This is a genomic window from Paenibacillus sanfengchensis (genome assembly GCF_036864765.1).
Classification (GTDB): Bacteria; Bacillota; Bacilli; order Paenibacillales; family Paenibacillaceae; genus Fontibacillus; species Fontibacillus sanfengchensis.
In genome coordinates, this window is sequence record NZ_JBAGJC010000002.1 from 353283 (window position 1) to 374513 (window position 21231).

Genomic DNA, 21231 nt, shown 5'->3' on the forward strand with positions numbered 1-21231 from the left:
CATTAGTAGGAATTTAGGCGAAGGTCCGTTGATACCAAACCGAGGCGGCGTCAACCTCGGAGGGCGACAGCTGATGGCCGGACATTTCCCAGTGGACCGTCACCTTCGCTCCCGCTTCCGCCAGCAGCCGTTCCAGCTCCTCCGACTCTTCCGGCGAACAAAGCGGATCATTTCTTCCGGCTCCGATGAAGACCGGAACCCCGTCCAAGGCCGGCAGGGAAATCCCCCGCCGCGGCACCATCGGATGATGCAGGATAGCTCCGCGTAAAGCGTCCTTATGATGAAAGAGCAAACTGCCGGCAATATTCGCACCGTTGGAGTAGCCGACCGCGACCAGGTTCCGACGGTTGAAGCCGTAATTCTGCGCCGCTTCATCCAGGAAATCGTTCAGTTCCGCGGTGCGAAACACAAGATCTTCCTCATCGAAGACGCCTTCAGACAAGCGTCTGAAAAAACGCGGCATTCCATTCTCCAACACATTCCCCCGGACGCTCAGTACCGAAGACTGTGGAGAGATGATTCCGGCCAGCGGCAGCAGATCCCGCTCGGTTCCGCCGGTGCCGTGAAAAAGTACCAGCACGGGCGCGTCCGAATTGGTTCCCTGCTGAAAAATATGCTTCATACCTGATCCTCCTTCAATACCCGAACCTCAATCGGTTCCAGATTTGCTTCGATCAACGCCCGATGCTCCTCGTACCAGTCAGGCAGCATCAACTTCTCGCCCAGCTTGTCCACAGGCTCATCCCTGGCAAATCCCGGCGGATCGGTGGCGATTTCGAACAGAATGCCTCCCTCTTCCCGGAAATAGACCGCGTTGAAATACTGCCGGTCCACAATAGGGGTGACCTGATAACCAAGCCCCGCCAATTTGTTTCTCCAGGCCGCATGTTCCTCGTCATCTTTCGCCCGCCAGGCGATATGGTGTACAGTACCGGCGCCGCCGTTTCCAGGCTCCACCGGGTTCACGTTGATATCGATTATATTACCTAAGTCTCCCGCCGTTTTGTATCGGGCGTAGGACCCGTCCTCTCCTATTTTTTCCATTCCAAACACCTGTTCCAACAATTGGCTCGTTTTATCGGGAGACAGGCTGTATAGGACCGCACCTCCGAACCCTTTGATCGCATGGTCGGCCGGGATACCGCCGAATGACCATGCGCTGGCCTTCCCTTCCGCCCGCTCCACCAACTCCAGGACCAAGCCGGAAGGATCGCGGAAGCGAAGCACCGTTTCGGAGAATTTCTCCCTCTTTTCCACGGAAACCTTAAACCGGTGCAAGCGTTCCTCCCAAAAACCGAGGGTTCCGGGGGGAACCGCATACGTCGTCACGCCGACTTGACCACCGCCAATCCGGCCGCGACGGGAGCCCGGGGATGGGAAGAAGGTGATAATCGTTCCGGGATGCCCCACTTCATCCCCAAAGTACAGATGATACACTTCAGGCGCGTCAAAATTGATCGTTTTCTTAACCAACCGCAGTCCCAGGATTCCCGAATAAAAATCAACCGTTTCCTGCGGTCCCGGGACAAACGCGGTAATGTGATGGATTCCTGCGGTACGTTGCGGCATATTTTTCGCCTCCTTACAGATATTTGACGAATTCGGCCACCGGCTTGCGGTAACCGCGCGGGCGCTGGCTTGCGGTATCTTCCTTGCCGATCGCGATGAGCATGACCGGAACATAGGATTCCGGTGTGCCCAAGACCTCGGACAACGCGACCGGATCAAAACCGATCATGGGGCAGGTGTCCCATCCGTGATCCTTGGCGATCAGCATCATTTGCATGGCGGACAAGCTGGCGTTGCGGATCGCTTCTTCCCGTTGAAAGACCTCGCCCCGTTCCTCATAGAACGCGGTGGTCGATTTCACCGTCAGATCGTATTCCTGCTTGCTCATCACGCCCAGCGTCAGCAAGCCCTCATTAAGCGTAGCCGCATCCTTGTAGGCGTGGGTATTCCCCATAACCGCAATCACGGCGGAGGCGGTACGTATCTTGTATTGCTTGTTGGCAGCCTCGTATACTTTTTCCTTGAGTTCCGGATCCTTCACTACGACATAATGGGCATGCTGAAGATTAAACGCCGAGGGGGCGTATTTGGCCAGGCTGAAAATCTCATTCAAATCTTGCTCGGGAATGTCTACCCCCTGGATAAATTTGCTGGCCGAACGGCGGTTTTTCAACAATTCCGTAAATTCGCTCATGGTACAGTCTCCTCATTTTCAACAATTTTTATAAAGTCTTTCGGGTCCAGCGATTATATCACTTAAAAAACCAGAGCGTCCAAAGAATACGCTCCCGGACCGGCCAAACCTACAGCGGCGGCAACGCCGATAATAAGCAGTTGGTACTCGTACCCGTTCGCGGTGGACCAATATCCATTCTTACCGTGTACCGTGACGATCGCCATGATCATGGTCACCGCGATCAACGCCGCCCCAAGCGGAGTCAAAAATCCGGCAGCGAACAGGAGACCGCCGACAAACTCGCCCAAACCGGCCAACACCGCCATCAGCACCCCCGGCTTCAAGCCCAGGGACTCCATCCATCCGCCGGTCCCCTTCGGGCCGTATCCGCCGAACCAGCCAAACAATTTTTGCGCCCCATGCGCCATAAATGACAAACCGACCACCAACCGCAAAATGAACAACCCGATAGCTATACTCATTTATTCCATCTCCTTTGAATTTGCATTGTTATATATCAAGAATCTCATCATTAAGATATTAATTTAAAAAAAGGGCCCCAAGCCTTCGTCCGGCTTAGGTACCGGCTTTCGTTACATTCGTCACGTCTATCTCACTCTACTACTTAAAGCCCTCCTGGGCGTACTTCCCCAGCTTCTTCAGCAGAGCGCTGGCCACCCGCTTCTCATCCTCCGTCAATCCCGCGGTCGCCCGGGCGATGGCTTCCGCATGCTTGGGAAAGACTTCTTCGATAAATTTGGAGCCTTTCTCCGTAATTTCCGCGTAAGTCAAACGCCGGTCTTCCGTGGAGGCTTTGCGGCAGGCCAGGCCTTTCTGCTCCAGCTTATCGACCACGTACGTGATATTGCCGCTGCTCATCAATACTTTGCCGCCGATTTGTTGAATCGGTTGAGGCCCTTTATGATACAGCAGCTCCAGCACCCCGAACTCCGTACGCGTCAGTCCGTATTGCCGGATATCCCGGTCCGTGTGGGCCCCGACCCATTGACTGGCCCGCGATAGCGCAATGTGCAGATCGAGGGCGTCCTGTTGATTATAAGTCATGAGAAGTTCTCCTCCTTTTCGCCTTTATCTTAATTTATCTCGATGTTATTTATCTCGATATTAAGATAATATGATTTTTAAGCTTTGTCAACCCCTCCACAAAAAAAAGGGCTCGCCCTAGGTTTCCCCGGCAACCCCTTCAAGAACCTGTTCCAATTTTTTTCGGCTCATCATTTCATGACCGACGTACCGGCCATCGTAAAAGAAAGCGAATGTCGTCCAAGGCGCGGGCGCCTTTTGCGCCTCCTCCCGCGACAGGATGCGATGAGCCCGGAACGGGATCCCCCGCTCCTCCGCAACCGCCTGCCATTCCTGCAGCACCCCGGCGGCAAACGGGCATTGCGGCGTATAATAGACCACCAGGCCGTCCTCGTTCACGGTCAAAGACCGGGCGCTCTCCTTAAAGGACGGCAGCGGAGCAGCGTCGTTCCATCTCAACACCGCCAGCTCATAGTAAGGCTCCGCCTCGTCCACGACTTCAAAGCCGTGATTAAGGAAAAACTTCCGCTCGCTCAAATACGGCATCTTTTTGTCCGAAAACACGTGAACCACGCCGTCCATTCCCCGCGCCCGGGCATCCGCGATACAGCGTTCCAGCAGCTTTCGCCCGTAGCCCTGGCCTTTGTATTTCCCGCTGACCCACAGGCAATTGATCATCATATAATTGGGAGCATGCACGGGAACCCAGGCCGCCTCGGCAGGCAGGTATTCGATAAATACCTTGGCCCGCTCGTTGAGCCTGACAAACGTGAGCCCCTCCGCCATCCGGTCCTTCAACCAGCTTTTTTTGCTGTTTACCGCCTCCTCGTAGGCTTTCGCTCCCAGCGCGCAGCAGATATGCTCCCGTTCCAGCCGTTCCGGCGTCATCTCAATGAATTCCATGCTTGAATCCTCACCTTTTTATGATTTTAAGGCAATATAAATGGATACTACCGCGTTCTCCGGATCGAAGTTCCGCAAATCGTACAGCTCATAATCCGCGGTGTAGGCCCTTTGCTCGGACGAATTTTGGAAATAAGCCCAAATTTGTCCCCACGCCTCGGCCACCACCTGATATACCGGGCCCCGCCGCGTTTCAAACACTTTGTACCCGGAAGCCGAAATGGCCGCCTTCCGATACCCGTTTTCGTGCTGACGTTCCACGGAGTACAGGGCCCCGCCGCCTTCTGCGGACTCCTGCAGCTCATGCCCGAGAATCACCGTATATGCCCCGGAGGCATCACTTTCATAATCGGTGTACACCGCATACAGCAGGTGCGGATTTTGAAGTGTATCCGGCTGTTCAACACCTTCCCGGAAATAGCGGTCCCACAGTCCCGGGAGCCGTCCCTCCGGACCGCCTTCCTCCGCATTTGTCGTCCGTACGGAGATGCCGGCCACCTGAATTTCCTTTTCCAGCTTGAACTCTTGATCGTGATTCATCGTTGTATCGCCCCCTTCAAAGATATTCTTATTCTACAGGAGCGACCTGGACACCAGTCTGTCCAGTTTAAATCCGGTTCTGCACCAATTTTAAAAAATTTCTTACCTTTACCTGTCATACACTCGAACGATTCGTTCCGCGCGGGACTTGATCTCCTCCGCCAGAGAGGACGGATGCTCCACCTTGACAAGATCGCCATAACTCAGCAGCATCCCGCAAAACCACTCGTCCACCGCAAAGTTGCCTTCCACCGTAAAGCCGCCGTCCGGACGAGCCGTGATCTGCTCGGGAAAAAAGGTGTCCCCGAACCGGTATCGCGCTTCCGCCCGGAACACCAGCCGAACCGGCGTCTCCTCCCGGCCCGACCAGGACTTGTCCCATTCGTAGCTTTCCAGCCTGGGGGCTTCCCGCAACTCGAAGGTTTCCGGGAGCAGGTTTACCTCATGGATCCGGGACAGCCGGAAAATCCGGAAATCGTTCCTTTCCCGGCAATACGCCTGAAGGTACCAGACGCCGCCTTTCATCACAAGAACCGTCGGCTCCACGGTCCGGCGGCTGTCGCTCCCATCCTGGCGGATATAGATGAAGCTGGCTATCCGCCGCTCGCTTATCGCCTGCCGGAGCAGCACGAGTTTTTGCTTGGCGGTACTCCCCTGACCCCAAGGGTGAAAATCAAAGATGACCGTTTCCCCCTTCGTCACGGGGAGCCTGCCTTCCGGCTGCAGCAGCGATATGAACTTCTGCACCAGGTCATCATAGGTCCGGTCCTGGATCGCTTGGCTCGCGCCCCGCACGGCGGAAAGCAGAGAGCCGATTTCCTCCGGCGTTATCATGTACCTGTCCAATGTGTAGCGGTCCATGATTTCAAACCCGCCGGACGCCCCTTGCAGCGCCACCACCGGGATCCCCGCGCGGCTTAACGTTTCCATGTCCCGATATATCGTTTTGACGGAAACCTCAAACCGCTCGGCCAGCTCTTTGGCGCTCATCCGGCCGCGATTGAGCAGCAGTACGGTCATCGCCAACAGACGTTCCGTTTTCATCGGGTTCGCGCCCCCCCCTTTCCGTTCCCTATCTCTATGCAAAATAGTACTTCACCTTCGTATCCTTTATAATAAAGGGGAAGCATTGCGTCTCACCATCATTATAAACCGGAGGTAGAGAAGGATGGAATTAAAAAACAAAGCCGCCATTATTACCGGCGCAGGGAAAGGGATCGGCAAAGCGGTCGCCACCGCCCTCGCGAAAGAAGGCGTGAATCTGGGCCTGATCGCCCGCACAGCGAGTGACCTGGAAGCCTTGAAACAACAGCTTTCCGGCGAATTCGGCATCCAGGTACATATCGCTTCCGCCGACATATCCAAACGCGAAGAGGCCGAAGCTGCCGTATCCCAGCTGATCGGCGCGCTCGGCACCGTCGACATTTTGATCAACAATGCGGGTATCGCCAAGTTCGCGACCCTAAACGACATGGATCCGGCCGACTGGGAGCGGATCATCAACGTAAACCTCATGGGCACGTACTATGTGACGCGCGCCACGCTGCCGCATCTGCTGGAGAAGCAAAGCGGGGACATTATCAACGTCGCGTCCACGGCCGGCGAACGCGGCTTTGCGACCGGTTCCGCGTACTGCGCTTCGAAGTTCGCGCTGCTCGGACTGACCGAATCGCTGATGCAGGAGGTCCGCAAGTCCAACATCCGCGTCGTCGCGCTCACCCCAAGTACGGTGAACACCGAACTGGCCGTGAACACGGGGCTAAAGATCGGCGACGAGGACCGGATGATGCAGCCGGAGGACGTGGCCGAGCTCGCTTTGGCTACGCTGAAGCTGCCGAGCCGCGTTTTCGTCAAAACGGCGGGCATCTGGACGACCAACCCGCAGTAATAAGCGGGGATGACCCAAAAAAGAAGCCGCGGAAATCGCGGCTTCTTTTTTTGCTAATAATGGGCCTTTTGCGCTGCTGCTTTGTCAAAATTCTGCTCATCGGTATGGAATAGCAGACTTTTAGGCATTGACGTTGCATCAAACCTTCCTTAGTGCTGCCCATTTTGGGCCTATCCGCACTTCGGCAAGCAAAGTGGCGGACTCAAAGTCGTCGTCTCCCCTCTAAACCATTCTAACGGTCGCCACAGCCGTTATTTGCCCTGAAAACGCCGACTTCCCATTCTAACGGCCGCCACGGCGCTTATTTCGCATAAACAGGCTGTTTGGGCGAGAATCCAGGGAAATAACGGCGTTCACGACCGCTAGATTTTCGAAAGGGTTCCTTTACGTTAAATAGCGGCTGCTACAGCCGTTAGACTTCCCTCAGGCGGCCCTTTTGACCGCTATGATTCCCACGAGTCCGCATCGGGCGAAATAGCATCCCAAAAGTCCGTTAATGTGGCGGGCAGCCAGGGAATTCCCGGGTGCCGGCCCCCGCTCGCCACGACGCTCCGCCTACTTCCGCGTTCCATGCTCCGGTCGCACGTTGAGAAACACATTCACCGCAAACAGAAGCACGCTCACCGCCACCAGCGTCGCCCCGAGCGCGGTAATCCGCTCAAAGGCGGCATTTCCTTTCATCACCAAAGCCAGCGCGATCATCATGACCGGGAAACCGATCATATGCGTCCAGAATTGGAGAACCCCCAGCAAGCTCGCGGCGCCCTTGGGGAACAACCAGTAGATCACGCCCGCCAGCGCGAACGAGGCCCATCCCAGCAGGTTGACATGCGCATGGACGCTCCCCAGATCATAGTCATGGTTCATGGACATGTACATGCCGAGCAGAATGCCGACAACGAAATAGACGACCGATACTTTCAGGTAGGTGATCCCGGTGATCGTCATGCGGTTTGACCTCCTTTTTGTCACAAAAAGTTCAAACACTGGATTTCCTCACCATTGTATTCCTGCTTGGCCCGCTTCATGACCACTCCTCCGGGAGCAGCCTCGCATAGTGGGGCTGCCGATACCGGTCATCCACCAGCAGCAGTACGCCCTGGTCCCGTTCCGACCGAATCAGCCGGCCTCCGGCCTGCAGCACCTTGTTCATCCCCGGATATACGTAGGCGTAATCAAATCCGTCCTTGCCCTGCGCCTGAAAATACTCCTTGATGATATCGCGCTCCAGCCCGATTTGCGGCAGCCCGACCCCCACCACAGCCACGCCCGTCAACCGGTCGCCCACCAGATCGATGCCTTCCGAAAAAATGCCGCCCATCACGGCAAAACCGACCAGCGTATCCTCCCGCCCCGCCTCAAAGGCCGCCAAGAACGCCTCCCGCTCCGCTTCGGACATCTCTCCCCGCTGCACGAGGAGCCGGACGCCCTCCGGAACATCCACGGCAAACGCCTCATAAATCAGGTTCATATAGGCATACGAAGGGAAAAAGAACAGGTAATTCCCCGGCGGCCTTTCCGCCACCAACCGACGCAGCAGCTCCGCCAGCGCCTCCTTCGTCCGCTCCCGGTCTCGGTACCGCGTCGACAGCGGATGAATTTGGACGTCCAGCTGTTCCCGGGAGAACGGCGAAGGAATGGAGACCGTATAATCCCCCGGCCCGGCCCCGAGCATGTCCCGGTAATAGGATAACGGCGACAAGGTCGCCGAGAAAAAGATCGAGGAGCGGAATCCCTTCCCCGCTTCCCGCAGCAGATGGGAAGGATCGAGGCAGAACATTTTGATCCGTACGTCATTGGCGGCGTCTTCCGCATAGGTGACATACCGCTCGTCGTACAAATTGCCGATCCGCACAAAAGCTTGAGCGCCAAAATAAGCCTCTAGCAGCAGTTCACGGTCACCGGAGGCTGCGGTCATCGGTCCGGGTGAAGCGAGCTCCGGCTCCGCCTGGAGGATAAATTCCTCCAGCAAGGCGAGCAGGTCCTCGGGCTTGTCCCGGTCTACCCGAGGCTGCCCCTCGATCGTTTTGCGCAGCGCGATAAAGTATCCGTTGACCGCCTTGGCCGCCCGATGTACCCCGGCATTGACGCCTTTGTATGCCCGCTGCAGGGCGAGGAAATCGGCCTTTTCCAAAACGGCCGAGTACATCTCCCGCCCCCGGTCGACCAGATTGTGCGCCTCGTCCACCAGCAGCGCGGTCCGGCTCTTTTGCTCGGCGAACATTCTTTTTAGAGAAACCCGGGGGTCGAACACGTAGTTGTAATCGCATATGAGAGCATCGGCGGCGTAGGCCAGCTCCAGCGAAAATTCGAACGGGCATACCGTATGCTTGCGGGCATACTTCTCGATAACCTGGCGGGTGATCCGAGTTTCCCGCGACAGGATGTCCAGCACGGCCCCATTGATTCGGTCATAGAAGCCGTCGGCAAATGGACAGTCTTCCTTCCGGCAGCTGATCTCCTCCTGGAAGCAGACCTTTTCCTTCGCGGTAATGGTCACCGCATGCAGGCGCAGTCCCCCCGATTCCATGAGCGCAAAAGCCTCCTCCGCCGCGGTCCGCGTAATTGTGCGGGCGGTCAGGTAGAACAGATGCTGCAAATGCCCTTCGCCGATCGCCTTGATGGCGGGAAAGGTGGTGGAGATCGTTTTCCCGATGCCGGTCGGCGCTTTGGCGAACAGATTCACTTTTTCCGCAATCGTCTTGTAGACCGCACCCGCCAGCTTCCGCTGTCCCGCCCGGTAGGCCGGGAAAGGGAAGGCGAGCTCCGCAATACTGCGGTCCCGCGCCTGCCGGTGATCCCGCAGCATTTTTGCGAATGGCGCATAGCTCCGCACCACCTCCTGCACAAAATCCTCCAGTTCGGTGAATTCCGCCGACTGCCGGAACCGTTTTTGCTCGCCGGAAGGAAGCTGAACATAGGTCAACTGGACATTCATCCGCGCCAGACCGCGGTCCTTCGCCAAGATATAGGCATAGCATTTGGCCTGGGCCCAGTGTACGGGATACGTGTCCTCCGCAATCATCGCCAGATCGCCGGATGTCGACTTAATTTCGTCGACGGTCAGCGCCCCGTCCGCTTCCCGCAGCAGACCGTCGCACCGCCCGTCCACGGCAAAAAGGAGATCCCCGCAAGGAATCTCCGCCGACACATACACTTCCTTCTCATCACCCTCGCCGTAATGGCGCTGCACCTGCTGATGCGCCCGGGTTCCCTCGACCAGAGCATGGGCCGTCCGGAAGCCTCCGACGTCCAGATCGCCGCCGCGAAACACATACTCTACCAATGGCCTTACCGCTATATTAATAACCGGATTGCTCATCGTTTCCTCCGCCGTCACAGAACATTCGTTCCAATTATAGCATAGGTGCGGAGGTAAGGAGTACCTAGCCGAACATGGGGAATCCCTTGGCAGCTCAAAAAGATGCAAATCTGCAGGAATTTTAGCCGTCTCTCGAGCTCCGATCAAAATTTCTGCAAATCTGCAGGAATTTTCGGACACATTCGTAAAATTCCCTTGTTCCGCCTTAAAAGCTTGCAGATTCGCAGGAATTTTTAATTTTTCCCCCTATGAGGAAAAAAAGCTTGCAGATTTGCAGGAATTTGCACGTTATCCCCTATTTCTGCTAGCCCTTCGCCGCCCGGAATTCATGCTCCAACAGGCTCATCGTAATGGAATCGTGATACTTGTGATTGTAATAGAGCGCTTCGCGCTGAACCCCTTCCCGCTTAAAGCCAAGCTTCTCGTAAACATGGAGCGCGCGGGGGTTGTAATCGAAGACATTCAATTCAATGCGGTGCATATTCAGGATGCCGAACCCGTAATCCAGCATCAGCCGTAACGCCTCGCTGCCGTAGCCTTTTCCCGTCTGTGCCTGCGAACTGATCGCGACGCGGATGTTGCAGTTCCGGTTATAAGAATCGATATCCTGTAACGCGATATCCCCGATCAATTCGTCGTTCTCCCGCAGGGCGATCAGCAGCAGAACGCTGGAGTCGTCCTGATTTTTGCGTTCGATATAGGCTGCGATCCCCTCCTTCGTGAAATGCCGCTGGGTTCCCGTCAGCCGACGCGTTTCCGGATCGTATAAATCGTAAAAATACCACTCCGCATCCTCCATGCCGATCGGGCGCAAATAAACCTGCTTCCCTTCCAAAAATCTGGCGTATTTCATCGTACTTCCATCATCCCTTCGGTCTTTTATCATCCACTATAGCAAGTTATTGTATACTTAAAAATATACAAATTCGTCAAAATAAAAGGACAGATTAGAAATGGATTTTTTTGCGAACCTTCGTCCGCCGGTATCCGATTCCCGCCCAAACTACCGATACCAGGAAATCTACGAGATGATCAAACAGAACATCATAAACGGAGTTCTCACAGAGGAAAACCGCTTGCCCTCCATCCGCAAGCTCGCCGAATTTTTGTCGCTCAGCACGACGCCGGTTGAACTCGCGTACCAACAGTTGATCGCCGAAGGCTTTATCGAGAGCCGGCCAAGGCGGGGCTACTATGTGGCCAAGCTGCCGGAAGCTTACGGGAAACTCGGCAGACAGGCAGTACACCCGGGAGAGAACATAGCTCCTCAAGCCTCCGACGTCCAGACCGAACAAAGGCACGCTCCGAGGGAGATCCTCTATGATTTTCATCTCTCCAAGAATGACTTCAACCTGTTCCCTTTTTCCGTTTGGAAAAGGCTCCACCATCAGCTGTTCGGACCCGAAAACCGGGAGCTGATGTTTTATGGAGATGCCCAAGGGGAGCTCGGACTGCGCCGGGAAATTGCCGGATATCTGCGCCAATTCCGCGGCGTGATCTGCGATCCCGGCCGGATTGTCGTCGCGGAGCAGCAGCAGATGCTGGTTCAATATCATTCACTACATGGTGCTTCCCGAACACCTGGCTTCCCGGTATCACGACCTGCGGCGGGATCTCATGTTCGAAGCTTCCGCCTCGCGAATTCACCTGCGGGTTCTGGAACAGTTCATCAAAAGGGGGTACTTCGAAAGACATGTTCGCAGAATGCGTAATTTATACCGGAAAAAGAACCAGCGGTTGACCGCCTCCATTCAAGAGCACTTCGGCGACCGGGCCGCCATTTTGGGGGATGCGGCGGGGCTGCACCTTGTGCTGGAAATCCGCTCCTTGCTGACCGAAGCAGAGCTGCTGCGATTAGCCGGGGAAGCCGGCGTCAGAATCGCGTCGGCGGCCTTTTTCTGGCACAAAAAAACCGAAACCGACCAAAAGCGCTTTATGGTCGGTTTCGGGGGCATCCGTACGGAACAAATTGACGAAGGCATAAAGCGCCTGTATGAAGCTTGGTCCGCGTACCTGAGCGAACCCGGGCGAACATAATTTCAGCGGGTCAGCCGGATATGATACTCCTTCTCCAGATAGCGGTGAATCCGCTGGAAATCGGCCGGGGTCAGCTCATCCAGACGCTTGCCCTGTTTAAGCTCACGGCCAAGGATTATGCCGATGGTCTCCCCGGCCAGCGCCGTTGTGGGGATAATGCGCGCGCTGCCGTAAGCTTTGATCGCGGCGCCGACATTTTTGCCCGCCACCAGTACGTTGTCATAGTTCTTCAACTTGAAAGAGCGCAGCGGGATACCGTACCGGTCGGGCTTTCCGTAGCCGATCCCTTTTTTGACGATCCGGGTGGCCTGCAAATCGACGGGATAGCCGCCGATCGTCACATTGTCCCAAAACATCCGGCCCGACATAAGGTCGGGATAATCCAGCATGTATTCCGTCTCATACCGGTTGTAGTCGCGAATGTACAAATAATCCGGGTAGCCGTTTAATTCCGCTTCAGCAAAACCGGGAATGTGCTTGCGCAAATATTCCAAAATATAAGGCGCCTCCGCCTTCGCCTTCCCCACAGCAGAAGCGACGGACTTCGGATCGGCCGGATTCACATCGTATATCAGCAGACTGTTGATAATGACCTCGCCGTCCTGCTGGTAGGTCGCATTCAGACCGCGCAGCATCAATTGACTGTCCCGCGGCTTGTAGTTATAAGTCAAATTGCTGAAGCCGGTGGCAAAATCCCAATCGACATAAGTATTGGAGCCATATTTTTCGCGGACATGGGTAAGCGGGTAGTCCTCCAGAACGGCTTGATGCAGCGCCTTCCAATCGACATTTTTAAACTTCAGCATATACGTGGCCGCCATATAATCGGGCTTCTTGCTTTTATACAGGCTCTCCATCCCCGGAATCCGCTTGACGTTTAGCCTGCCGGTCAATGCGTTGAAATCCGTATTCTCCACAAAATACTCCGCCCGCACCGTATGCTCCGAGCCGTCCTTCGCGCGGTAAGTCAGCGACTTCAGTGACCTTCCCGGCTTGCCTTCCTCCCGCGGCGCGGTTGCCAGCCCTTCGATCACGACGCCTTTCTCCAGTGGAATGCCGCGGATCAGCCTGTTGAAATAGCGTTCAAACGCGGCCAGCTTCCGGATCGTTCCCGCTTTATACCCGTCGTACAACGACTTCAATTCGCCTTGGACCAGGCTCCGCTTCTTATTATCATTCGGCTCGTCCAGGACGAGCATCTGGCCCTGGATCAATTCGCCGCCCGGCTTGCCGCGCGGGTCCAGAATCAGCACCTTCAGCCCGAGATCACGGGCGGATTTCGCCAGCAGCACCCCTTCGATTTCACTGCCGATCAGCACGACGTCATAGCGGGTGCAGCCGGCCCCGCAAGAGTCGGACGCCGCCCGAACGGTCGAGGTCGGCCCCGCTACCGCAAACCCCGAGACAAATAGAGTCCAGCCGAGAAATACGATGACAAACCGTAAAAATTTGTTCCAGTGTTTTTTATTCAAAGGTCATTCTCCTCGCCTACAGATTGTAATTTTATTGTAACTCCAGAAAATACCGGTATCCAGTCAAATTGCTTGCTCTATCTTATCTTAGCGGTCACCTGTTATTCTGTTAGCTATTATTTTATAATTATAGATAACAAAATATTAAAAAGGAGATAACCATGAGCTTTCAACACGACTTTGTCTGGGGAGCGGCCACGGCGGCCTACCAAATCGAAGGGGCGGCCCATGCGGACGGAAAAGGATTATCCGTATGGGATATGTGCTCCCGGATTCCGGGTTTTATCAAAAGCGGACATACCGGGGAAGTGGCCTGCAATCATTACCATCGTTATAAAGAAGACGTACAGATCATGAAGGAGCTCGGGTTAAAAGCTTACCGCATGTCCATCTCCTGGCCGCGGGTGCTGCCGGAAGGAATTGGCCGCGTCAACGACAAGGGCCTGGATTTCTATGATCGTTTGGTTGATGAACTTCTGGAGAACGGTATCGTTCCCTATGTGACTCTTTTTCATTGGGACTACCCTCATGAACTGTTTAAAAAGGGCGGCTGGCTCCACCCGGAAAGCTCGGACTGGTTTGCCGAGTATACGCGGGTGATCGCCGAGCGCCTGTCCGACCGGGTCAAGCATTGGTTCACGCAAAACGAACCGCAGTGCTACCTCGGGCTCGGCCATTTTACCGGCACCCATGCTCCGGGGCTGAAGCTCGGGCTCGCCGAATGGCTGCAGGCGGTACACAACTCGCTGCTGGCGCACGGCAAAGCGGTTCAAGCGCTGCGGCAGACCTCCAAGCAACCTTGTGAGATCGGCTATGCCCCGGTCGGCATCACCTCGTACCCCGTCACGCCGACGCCGGAGAATATCGAGGCCGCCCGGGAGCGGACCTTCGGCATTACGGAGCCTTCGTTTTGGATGAATACGTGGTATATGGATCCCGTCTTTTTCGGAAGGTATCCCGAGGACGGACTTCGCGTATTCGAGCCTTGGCTGCCGAAGATCCAATCCGGCGATATGGAAACCATCCGCCAGCCGCTTGATTTTCTGGGTCTCAACATTTACCACGGCACCCCGGTGCAAAAAGGAGCGGACGGACAGCCCGAGACGATCGGCAACGCGGTCGGCCATCCCGAGACGATGATCCGCTGGACGGTGACGCCGGAATCCCTGTATTGGGGACCCAAGCTGTTCCACGAACGATACGGCCTTCCGATCATGATCACGGAAAACGGCCTGTCCAGCATGGACTGGGTCAGCCTGGAGGGCAAGGTCCATGATATGCAGCGCATCGACTTCCTCCACCGCTACCTGCGGGAATACCGCAGGGCGGCCGCCGACGGCGTGCCGGTCAAAGGCTATTTCTGCTGGGCTTTCATGGATAACTTCGAGTGGGCCGAGGGCTACCACGAACGTTTCGGCCTTGTGCATGTCGATTATAGCGACGGCAAACGAACCATTAAGGATTCGGGGTACTGGTACCGATCCGTCATTGAGAGCAACGGCGACATGCTGTGAGTTTGAAAGAGCCTCTGACTCACCTTAGGGTGGGTTGAGGCTCTTTTTTGCGGGGCAAGCGGTTACATTTCGATTTTGAGGACAACGGACGAAATTAACCCTTGATCTTATCCGGTTTAAACTTAATAATTAGTAGCTGTATAAGTTGAATCCTTGATTGAAAAATGAGGGACGGGCACCCATTTAACGGGAATTTCTCCTGTTAATTTGGTACCCTATGCGGCTGCCGAGCAAATTAGCTGGACACCTCCCGCTAATTCGCCTGAAATTGCCTATAACGGCGGTTTGGACCGCGAAATAGATGGAGTTTTTCCAGCTAAATCCTCTCCGAGGCCCAGTAGACGAAAATTAACGGGTGGTTTTCCCGTTAAATTAAAGGCTAAAGTGCTGTAACGCCGCATTAGCGGCCTTTTGTTTTAGAGCGCTATTTCGGCCCGATTCGGCTGCGGGGGAATCATAGCGGTCACAAAGGAGCTTATTGTCCTGCACCGCATTCAATATGGGAAGACCCGATCTTCAGAAAGGTTGTACTTTATGAATTCCACACCGTCTCTTAGTGAAACGAAGGCTTCGGCCTCCGTCAAAAAAGAACCGTTCCCCGTCGCGCTCCTATCGCTGACGGTCGGTTCATTCGCCATCGGCATGACCGAATTCGTCATCATGGGCTTGCTCCCGAATGTGGCGACTGACCTGCATGTCAGCATCTCTACCGCCGGGCAGCTGATTACGGCCTACGCCATGGGCGTAGCGATCGGCGCCCCGATCCTGACGCTGCTGACCCAGCGTATCCCGCAAAAAGGATTGCTCTGCCTGCTGATGATCCTGTTCATCTTGGGCAACGGCATCTCCGTCTTTGCACCGAATTATACGGTTTTAATGGCGGCGCGCATACTGACCGCGCTGACCCACGGCACGTTTTTCGGCGTCGGCGCCGTCATCGCCGCCGGCCTCGTCCGGCCGGAGAAGCGCGCCGGCGCCGTCTCGATCATGATGGCCGGCCTGACCATCGCCAATATCGTCGGCGTGCCGCTCGGCACCTTCATCGGCCAGCAGCTGGGCTGGCGTGCCTCCTTCGGCGCCATCGCCATCATGGGCGTCATCGCCTTGGCCGGCATTTTGCTGCTCGTGCCGCGGCTGCGCCAGGAAGCGCCCGGCGGAATAGCCCAGCAAATCCGCTCGCTGCTGCGCCCGAAGCTGCTGCTGTTCCTGCTGATCGCGGCGCTCGGCAATACGAGTCTGTTTGCCGTCTTTACCTACATCGCCCCGCTCCTTCAGGACATCACCGGCTTTGCCGAGCACAGCGTGACCTGGATTCTGGTCATCTTCGGCTGCGGCGTGACCATCGGCAATATTCTGGGCGGCCGGCTGGCCGACTGGAAGCTGATGCCATCGCTGCTCGGGCTTTATCTGCTGGTGGCCGTTCTTCTCAGCGTCTTCACCTTCACGATTCAGAGCCCGGTCCTGGCGGTCATCACGATATTCTTCTGGGGCGTCGCTTCGTTCGGGGTGATGCCCGGCCTTCAGGTGCGCATCATGAGCCTGGCCCAGGCCGCGCCGGCCCTCGCCTCCACCTCCAGCCACTCGGCCGGCAACCTGGGGAACGCCGCCGGCGCCTTCATCGGCGGGCTGGCTATCCCCCACCTGGGCCTGACGTCGCTGCCGTGGATCGGCTCGCTGCTCGTCAGCCTCGCGCTGATCCTTGGCGCAATCAGCTATATCGGCGAGCGCAGGCGGGAGGCGGCGTAGGCCGGCCGGACCGTTGGGGAAGCGGCGTGGCCGGGCAGGATCCGACGGCCGCTGCGGAGTTTGGCGGAAATAACGGGAGTTTTCCCGGGTATTTTACATCGCAAAAAGGTGACCTAAGCCAACAGCTTAGCTCACCTTTTTTATGTGTCATATTATGACGCCCCCAGCACGACCAGCAGGGCTGTTCCCGTTCCGAGAAAGCAGCCGGCCAGGCAATCGGAGGGATAATGCACGCCCAGGTAAATCCGCGACAGGCCGACGATCGATGCGATCAACAGCAGGACTTGCGCCAGCCCCGGGGCCACGAACAGAAAAGGAATCGCGACGGAGAACGCCGCCGTCGTGTGCCCCGACGGGAAAGAATAATCCTTCAGCGGAAGGATGGCGATGTTGGCCTGCTGCAAGGCATTATAAGGCCGGACACGCTGAAACGCGTTCTTGACCAACACGGCCAGCAGATGGCTCACCGTCAACGCAATCAAGCTTAGCCAGCCGGTCCGCCGCCACGGTCCCTCCGCAAACAGAATCACGGACAGGACGCAGCCAATAGTGAAAGCCGCGCTGCCCAAATGGGTGATTTTTTTCAGAAGCCCATCCAGCCAGCGTTTTCGCATCTTGTGGTTGCACCACAAAAACAGCCGGTTGTCATATTCGCGCATTCTAAGATAATAGCGGTTTTTCATGTCCCCACACTCCAAGCGGAAGCAAACTTATAAACAGGGCGTGCGGCTAGTGCGGCTGTCCTGCCTTTTGTCCGGCGGTCTTGTACGAACTGACGGGCCGGACCCAGTAAAATATCGTAATCGCGAACAGCAGCACGGCGCTGATGCCCACCGTTACCGTCGCGTCGAAGCTCTCGGCCATCCATCCGCCCAACATCGGCCCGATGATGACGCCGATTCCTTCAATGCCGGAGAGAACGCCCCAACCCGTCGCTTTTTGCTCGGCCGGGACAAAGTAGGACAGAATCGCGTTCCAGGCAGGCAGCACGGCGGCATAAGCGGCACCGAGGCAGACCGCGAGGAGCATGGTGCTGAACATCTGCCGGGAGTAAATAAGCAGCCCCAGGCAAGCGGCCAAAGCGCCAAAGCCGACGATCAACAGCCATTTGTGTCCCCACTTGTCGGCCAGGCGGCCCATTGGAATCAGCAGGAGCACGGTCATCGCTCCGCCGGCCATCAAGACGATGGAATATCCCGAGTAATCCAGGGCAAGGTATTCCGAAGCAAAGCTCGGCAGCACCGGCACCAGCAGCCCCGCCGCCATCGTCTGAACGATCATGCCCGGAACGAGCGGCTTCATTTGCTTAAGCTTGTTCTTCATCTCCCGCACTTGCTGCCCGAACGGAATCGCGGCAATTTGACTGGCGGACGGGAATTCGACTTTAACCACGGCCGCCAGCAGCCAGCCGGCACACCATAATCCGGCGAGCAGCCAGAACGACAGCGCATAACTCTGGTCGATCAAAAAGTTGACCGCGACCGGGCCAAGCCCGAGAGACACCAGCCAGATCGTATAGACCGAACCCATTTGCGAGCCCCGGCTGTCCTCCTGAATTTGCGAAAGGCACAGCAGCCATACGGGGGATACCCCGATGCCGATCAATCCGGCCCCGAGTATGATGGCCCAAGGGGCGCTCACGCCATAGGAAACGAGCAAACCAAGCAGGCCGAGCAGCAAGAACAAGTTCAAGATCAGCCGGGCCGGAAACCGGTCGAGCACGTATCCCGCTACGACCTTGATCAAGGTGTCGGCCAAATAGTGCACCGAGATCGCCACTCCAACAGCCGCCAAAGTAATATGCTGTTCTTTCGCAAAGGCGGGAAGAAAGGAAATCAGAAAAGCGCTTCGAGCCATTTCGGTCAAAAACAAAATTGCTGAACGATGCAGAAAAGAAGGAGAAAATTGACTCCGCCATGCGGATTGTGCTGATCGCTTCATAAATTTACTAAACTCTCCTATACTCCATATTTATCTGGTTTATCATCCTCGGTCAGCGGTCCGCCGACGCAAACAACCTGACGGCGGTACTCCTCTCCGGCTCTGACCGGCATCTCCGCCACCGTACTCAGCACATCCTCTACAATCGTATCGGATGCGTGACCTACGGCGAGGGCCTCGTATTGCCTGATCATCTCGTTTCTTTTTTCTTCGGAATCCAAAATTTCGCGGGCCTGCTCCACCAACTCGCCCACGCTCGAGGCAACCGACGCCGCCCCTTTGCGCTTCAAGTATCGGGCATTCTCCAGCTCCTGTCCGGAAAAAGGCCGGTAAATAACGATCGGCGTGCGGATTTGGATCGCCTCGGACAGCGTAATGCCGCCGGCTTTCGTGATCACACAGGAAGAGCGGCGCATCCAGTCATGGATCTCCTCGACATATCCGAACAGACGAAGCCGGTCATTCCCAGCAAAGCGACGCTCCAGCCTCCGCTTCAGCTTGTCGTTCCCGCCGCAGACGATATCGACCCGCACATTTTCCAAAGCCAGCAGCTTTGCAGTGACCAGTTGAATATTCGGCAGGGGGATGAACGCCCCCATAATAATCAGAATGGAGCGCGGTTCGGCTTGTTCCCGCCGTGACGCAGCAGGCTTGCAAAACGGATCGCGAACCGGAATACCGCTAACCGTAATGGCATCGGGGTCGGTTCCGCGCCGTACCATCTCCGCTTTCAAATCCTCGGTCGCCACGTAAAAGCGGTCGGAGCGTGTAAGCAGCCAACGGTTATGCAGGCTGAAGTCGGTGACGACGGTGAACCAGGGAACGTAGATTCCGTTCTTTTTCAATGGCTCGGAAATTCCGCCGAAAGGAAAAGTACAAATGATGGCATCCGGCTGCAGTTCCTTCAGAATGGCGACGAATTTCTTTACGCCGAGCCACCCGCTCCATTTCGCAAAAGCGCTGTTCGTTTTCGCATTCCGGGTGGCGTAATAACTCCAGCCGTAATAATCCAGTCCATACGTCGAAAAGTACGGACTGAACAGGTACAAATAGCGGGAGATCGAGTTCATGCCGGGGTGCGCTTCCCGGTACAGGTCCACAATGCTGACATTGCCGATCCCCCGCCGGTAAAATGTTTGCTGCAGTGTCCGGGACACCTGAATATGGCCGTTACCGTATCCGGCGGTCAGGATGACGATTTTCAAATCTCTCAAGACGAGCTACCTGCCTTTCCACCGATATTAACGTTTCTCCCGCTCCTTTTGTTCACTTTCCGATAAATAGTATATAAAAGATCAAAGTGAACGAAACCGGGCAGGCGTCGGGGGAACTCCCCGACTATAGTCCAGAAAATGTCTTTTTTACTTGTCATTAGGCTTCCGTCGCAATCCCGCCATAAAATAATCCATCGCGCTCCGAAACTCGTCCGGCAGACTTTCCGTTTTCAAGTAATCGCACATCTCGCGGGCGACAGCCTCGGAGTCTTCCCCAAACCGCTCCACGATCCGCGCAAACTGTTCCCATCTTCCGATATCCTCGTGAAAAGCCTGCCTTTCCGCCGGCTCGCCGTGAGACTCCACGTAAATTTCCGCGCCGTAGCCGTACACTTGGGACATCAGCTTCAAAAAATGGGCCGGCGTATAAGATGGGGGTCCGCCGTATACCGAAGGTCCCAGCGCATCGCCGAGGAACAGCGTCTTGTCTTCTTTTACGTAGAGGAAACAGCTGTCTTCCGCGTGGTCACCGCCTACATGATGTACCGAGCAGGTCACCCCGCCCAGGTCGATATCCAGTCCGTCCGAAAAAAGAAGGTCGGGCACGATTGCCCGCATGTCGGCGATATCCTCATATTCGCCCTTCATATCGGAGATGGTGCGATCGCTGATGATGCCCTCATCCGACAGCTGCCGCAGCACCGCATCGGACCATTGAAGATCCGCCAGCGGACGCAGTGTCTCCGCCGTGAGCCGTTGGGCAATCACCGGCACGTCCCAGGCCGGCAGCCCAAAGGTATGATCCCAGTGCCAATGGGTCAGCACCACATAGTCCGGCTTCGGCAGCCCTTGCTCCCGCAAATATTCCTGAAACTGAGCCGCATGTTTAGGGGAATTGCCCGCGTCCATAAGGAGGCTCTTACGGCTGCCCCGGATATGGGCCAGAATCGGCCGATCCGTCTCATGCTCGGCATGCATGATATGAATATGCTCGCTGATTCGTTCAAAACGGCTCATTGTACACTCATCTCCTTCTGAAAGTAGTATACAGAAGCCATGGACAACATGACTACCAATTTTTTACGTTCACTCCGCCTCCCGCAGCCTCTTACGATCGAGGCCTTTGGGCAGGCGGCAGACCGTCAGGGTGACGGCCGCAGAAAGGAGCGGCAGGAACGGTATCACGGAAAAGATCGGCCACACGGACACGCATGTCCGTGATGACCGTATTATTGTAGTTCAGCACGCCGATCAGCACAATGATGAAGCTGAGTCCCCTGCGTAAAGCGCATCGGCCTTCAACAGCGCCATATTCGGCTTCAACAATGAGCAATGTGGACATCCGGCAACGCTACCTTTCTTCCGTTCTATCCTTCTTCACTAGTTAAACGTTGTAGGGGGCCGGGAAGTTACATAGCGGGGGAC

Annotated in this window: 22 protein-coding genes; 5 read left to right on the top strand and 17 right to left on the bottom strand. The window is 56.0% G+C overall.

The features are described from left to right. Nucleotides 1-13: 13 nt before the first annotated feature. The 8 genes from V4U84_RS04995 to V4U84_RS05030 form a co-directional block, all read right to left on the bottom strand. On the bottom strand, nt 14-622 hold the full coding sequence (locus V4U84_RS04995) for an alpha/beta hydrolase (protein WP_334072355.1): 609 nt from the start codon (nt 620-622) through the stop codon (nt 14-16). Then, nucleotides 619-1569, bottom strand: coding sequence for a ring-cleaving dioxygenase (locus V4U84_RS05000; protein WP_334072356.1), 951 nt, complete (start codon nt 1567-1569; stop codon nt 619-621). Before V4U84_RS05000 ends, V4U84_RS04995 begins: the two co-directional genes overlap by 4 nt. Before the next feature lie 13 nt (nt 1570-1582). Continuing rightward, on the bottom strand, nt 1583-2203 hold the full coding sequence (locus V4U84_RS05005) for a nitroreductase family protein (RefSeq protein ID WP_334072357.1): 621 nt from the start codon (nt 2201-2203) through the stop codon (nt 1583-1585). 62 nt (nt 2204-2265) lie between these two features. Next, entirely contained in the window at nt 2266-2667 is a 402-nt protein-coding gene (locus V4U84_RS05010) for a DoxX family protein (protein ID WP_334072358.1), read from the bottom strand. Between the two features lie 139 nt (nt 2668-2806). Next, nucleotides 2807-3250 (bottom strand): MarR family winged helix-turn-helix transcriptional regulator, encoded by a 444-nt coding sequence (locus V4U84_RS05015; protein ID WP_334072359.1) that lies wholly within the window; start codon nt 3248-3250, stop codon nt 2807-2809. A 117-nt stretch (nt 3251-3367) separates the two neighbouring features. Beyond that, on the bottom strand, nt 3368-4132 hold the full coding sequence (locus tag V4U84_RS05020) for a GNAT family N-acetyltransferase (protein ID WP_334076847.1): 765 nt from the start codon (nt 4130-4132) through the stop codon (nt 3368-3370). Nucleotides 4133-4150: 18 nt separating this feature from the next. Beyond that, nucleotides 4151-4672 carry a GyrI-like domain-containing protein gene (locus tag V4U84_RS05025; protein ID WP_334072361.1) on the bottom strand — a complete coding sequence of 174 codons (522 nt, stop codon included), beginning with the start codon at nt 4670-4672 and terminating at the stop codon, nt 4151-4153. Between the two features lie 108 nt (nt 4673-4780). Next, nucleotides 4781-5716 (bottom strand): helix-turn-helix transcriptional regulator, encoded by a 936-nt coding sequence (locus V4U84_RS05030; RefSeq protein ID WP_334072362.1) that lies wholly within the window; start codon nt 5714-5716, stop codon nt 4781-4783. 124 nt (nt 5717-5840) lie between these two features. Between V4U84_RS05030 and V4U84_RS05035 the strand changes: the two genes are divergently transcribed. Then, on the top strand, nt 5841-6560 hold the full coding sequence (locus V4U84_RS05035; RefSeq protein ID WP_334072363.1) for a 3-ketoacyl-ACP reductase: 720 nt from the start codon (nt 5841-5843) through the stop codon (nt 6558-6560). Nucleotides 6561-7115: 555 nt separating this feature from the next. Here V4U84_RS05035 and V4U84_RS05040 read toward each other — a convergent pair. From V4U84_RS05040 to V4U84_RS05050, 3 genes are all read right to left on the bottom strand, one after another. Beyond that, the gene (locus V4U84_RS05040) at nt 7116-7508 is read right to left on the bottom strand and encodes a cytochrome-c oxidase (RefSeq protein ID WP_334076848.1); all 393 of its coding nucleotides are present in this window, start codon (nt 7506-7508) and stop codon (nt 7116-7118) included. 76 nt (nt 7509-7584) lie between these two features. Further along, nucleotides 7585-9882 carry an ATP-dependent DNA helicase gene (locus V4U84_RS05045; protein WP_334076849.1) on the bottom strand — a complete coding sequence of 766 codons (2298 nt, stop codon included), beginning with the start codon at nt 9880-9882 and terminating at the stop codon, nt 7585-7587. A gap of 304 nt (nt 9883-10186) precedes the next feature. After that, nucleotides 10187-10735 carry a GNAT family N-acetyltransferase gene (locus tag V4U84_RS05050; protein ID WP_334076850.1) on the bottom strand — a complete coding sequence of 183 codons (549 nt, stop codon included), beginning with the start codon at nt 10733-10735 and terminating at the stop codon, nt 10187-10189. A gap of 175 nt (nt 10736-10910) precedes the next feature. Here V4U84_RS05050 and V4U84_RS05055 point away from each other — a divergent pair, with 175 nt between their 5' ends. Continuing rightward, nucleotides 10911-11594, top strand: a complete 684-nt coding sequence (locus V4U84_RS05055; RefSeq protein ID WP_334076937.1) for a GntR family transcriptional regulator — start codon at nt 10911-10913, stop codon at nt 11592-11594. Continuing rightward, nucleotides 11500-11919 carry an aminotransferase-like domain-containing protein gene (locus V4U84_RS05060; RefSeq protein WP_334076941.1) on the top strand — a complete coding sequence of 140 codons (420 nt, stop codon included), beginning with the start codon at nt 11500-11502 and terminating at the stop codon, nt 11917-11919. The genes V4U84_RS05055 and V4U84_RS05060 overlap by 95 nt, the downstream gene beginning before the upstream one ends. Nucleotides 11920-11921: 2 nt before the next feature. Here the strand turns inward: V4U84_RS05060 and V4U84_RS05065 are convergent, their stop codons facing one another. After that, nucleotides 11922-13391 (bottom strand): FAD-dependent oxidoreductase, encoded by a 1470-nt coding sequence (locus V4U84_RS05065; protein ID WP_334076851.1) that lies wholly within the window; start codon nt 13389-13391, stop codon nt 11922-11924. A 161-nt stretch (nt 13392-13552) separates the two neighbouring features. Between V4U84_RS05065 and V4U84_RS05070 the strand changes: the two genes are divergently transcribed. Together V4U84_RS05070 and V4U84_RS05075 are read left to right on the top strand one after the other, a co-directional pair. Continuing rightward, on the top strand, nt 13553-14905 hold the full coding sequence (locus V4U84_RS05070) for a GH1 family beta-glucosidase (protein WP_334076852.1): 1353 nt from the start codon (nt 13553-13555) through the stop codon (nt 14903-14905). A gap of 534 nt (nt 14906-15439) precedes the next feature. Continuing rightward, nucleotides 15440-16651 carry an MFS transporter gene (locus tag V4U84_RS05075; RefSeq protein WP_334076853.1) on the top strand — a complete coding sequence of 404 codons (1212 nt, stop codon included), beginning with the start codon at nt 15440-15442 and terminating at the stop codon, nt 16649-16651. Between the two features lie 152 nt (nt 16652-16803). Here V4U84_RS05075 and V4U84_RS05080 read toward each other — a convergent pair whose 3' ends face one another. The 5 genes from V4U84_RS05080 to V4U84_RS05100 all read right to left on the bottom strand — a co-directional run bounded on the left by V4U84_RS05080 (nt 16804) and on the right by V4U84_RS05100 (nt 21148). Next, nucleotides 16804-17334: a phosphatase PAP2 family protein gene (locus V4U84_RS05080; protein WP_334072370.1), complete on the bottom strand. Its 531-nt coding sequence runs from the start codon at nt 17332-17334 to the stop codon at nt 16804-16806. A 46-nt stretch (nt 17335-17380) separates the two neighbouring features. Then, nucleotides 17381-18592 (bottom strand): MFS transporter, encoded by a 1212-nt coding sequence (locus V4U84_RS05085; RefSeq protein WP_334072371.1) that lies wholly within the window; start codon nt 18590-18592, stop codon nt 17381-17383. 17 nt (nt 18593-18609) lie between these two features. Beyond that, complete coding sequence (locus tag V4U84_RS05090; RefSeq protein WP_334072372.1) at nt 18610-19806, bottom strand: MGDG synthase family glycosyltransferase; 1197 nt, start codon at nt 19804-19806, stop codon at nt 18610-18612. A 147-nt stretch (nt 19807-19953) separates the two neighbouring features. Next, nucleotides 19954-20823, bottom strand: coding sequence for an MBL fold metallo-hydrolase (locus V4U84_RS05095; protein ID WP_334072373.1), 870 nt, complete (start codon nt 20821-20823; stop codon nt 19954-19956). 91 nt (nt 20824-20914) lie between these two features. Then, a complete protein-coding gene (locus tag V4U84_RS05100; RefSeq protein WP_334072374.1) occupies nt 20915-21148 on the bottom strand; it encodes a hypothetical protein in 234 nt (77 codons plus the stop codon). Between the last annotated feature and the right edge of the window lie 83 nt (nt 21149-21231).

Excerpts from the sequence above, each read along its gene's own strand:
- V4U84_RS05075 (WP_334076853.1), top strand. The coding sequence starts at position 15,440 with ATGAATTCCACACCGTCTCTTAGTGAAACGAAGGCTTCGGCCTCCGTC.
- V4U84_RS05035 (WP_334072363.1), top strand. The coding sequence starts at position 5,841 with ATGGAATTAAAAAACAAAGCCGCCATTATTACCGGCGCAGGGAAAGGG.
- V4U84_RS05015 (WP_334072359.1), bottom strand. The coding sequence starts at position 3,250 with ATGACTTATAATCAACAGGACGCCCTCGATCTGCACATTGCGCTATCG.
- V4U84_RS05005 (WP_334072357.1), bottom strand. The coding sequence starts at position 2,203 with ATGAGCGAATTTACGGAATTGTTGAAAAACCGCCGTTCGGCCAGCAAA.
- V4U84_RS05045 (WP_334076849.1), bottom strand. The coding sequence starts at position 9,882 with ATGAGCAATCCGGTTATTAATATAGCGGTAAGGCCATTGGTAGAGTAT.
- V4U84_RS05095 (WP_334072373.1), bottom strand. The coding sequence starts at position 20,823 with ATGAGCCGTTTTGAACGAATCAGCGAGCATATTCATATCATGCATGCC.
- V4U84_RS05055 (WP_334076937.1), top strand. The coding sequence starts at position 10,911 with ATGATCAAACAGAACATCATAAACGGAGTTCTCACAGAGGAAAACCGC.
- V4U84_RS05025 (WP_334072361.1), bottom strand. The coding sequence starts at position 4,672 with ATGAATCACGATCAAGAGTTCAAGCTGGAAAAGGAAATTCAGGTGGCC.
- V4U84_RS05060 (WP_334076941.1), top strand. The coding sequence starts at position 11,500 with ATGTTCGAAGCTTCCGCCTCGCGAATTCACCTGCGGGTTCTGGAACAG.
- V4U84_RS05100 (WP_334072374.1), bottom strand. The coding sequence starts at position 21,148 with ATGTCCACATTGCTCATTGTTGAAGCCGAATATGGCGCTGTTGAAGGC.
- V4U84_RS05070 (WP_334076852.1), top strand. The coding sequence starts at position 13,553 with ATGAGCTTTCAACACGACTTTGTCTGGGGAGCGGCCACGGCGGCCTAC.
- V4U84_RS05030 (WP_334072362.1), bottom strand. The coding sequence starts at position 5,716 with ATGAAAACGGAACGTCTGTTGGCGATGACCGTACTGCTGCTCAATCGC.
- V4U84_RS04995 (WP_334072355.1), bottom strand. The coding sequence starts at position 622 with ATGAAGCATATTTTTCAGCAGGGAACCAATTCGGACGCGCCCGTGCTG.
- V4U84_RS05020 (WP_334076847.1), bottom strand. The coding sequence starts at position 4,132 with ATGGAATTCATTGAGATGACGCCGGAACGGCTGGAACGGGAGCATATC.
- V4U84_RS05080 (WP_334072370.1), bottom strand. The coding sequence starts at position 17,334 with ATGAAAAACCGCTATTATCTTAGAATGCGCGAATATGACAACCGGCTG.
- V4U84_RS05085 (WP_334072371.1), bottom strand. The coding sequence starts at position 18,592 with ATGAAGCGATCAGCACAATCCGCATGGCGGAGTCAATTTTCTCCTTCT.
- V4U84_RS05040 (WP_334076848.1), bottom strand. The coding sequence starts at position 7,508 with ATGACGATCACCGGGATCACCTACCTGAAAGTATCGGTCGTCTATTTC.
- V4U84_RS05010 (WP_334072358.1), bottom strand. The coding sequence starts at position 2,667 with ATGAGTATAGCTATCGGGTTGTTCATTTTGCGGTTGGTGGTCGGTTTG.
- V4U84_RS05050 (WP_334076850.1), bottom strand. The coding sequence starts at position 10,735 with ATGAAATACGCCAGATTTTTGGAAGGGAAGCAGGTTTATTTGCGCCCG.
- V4U84_RS05000 (WP_334072356.1), bottom strand. The coding sequence starts at position 1,569 with ATGCCGCAACGTACCGCAGGAATCCATCACATTACCGCGTTTGTCCCG.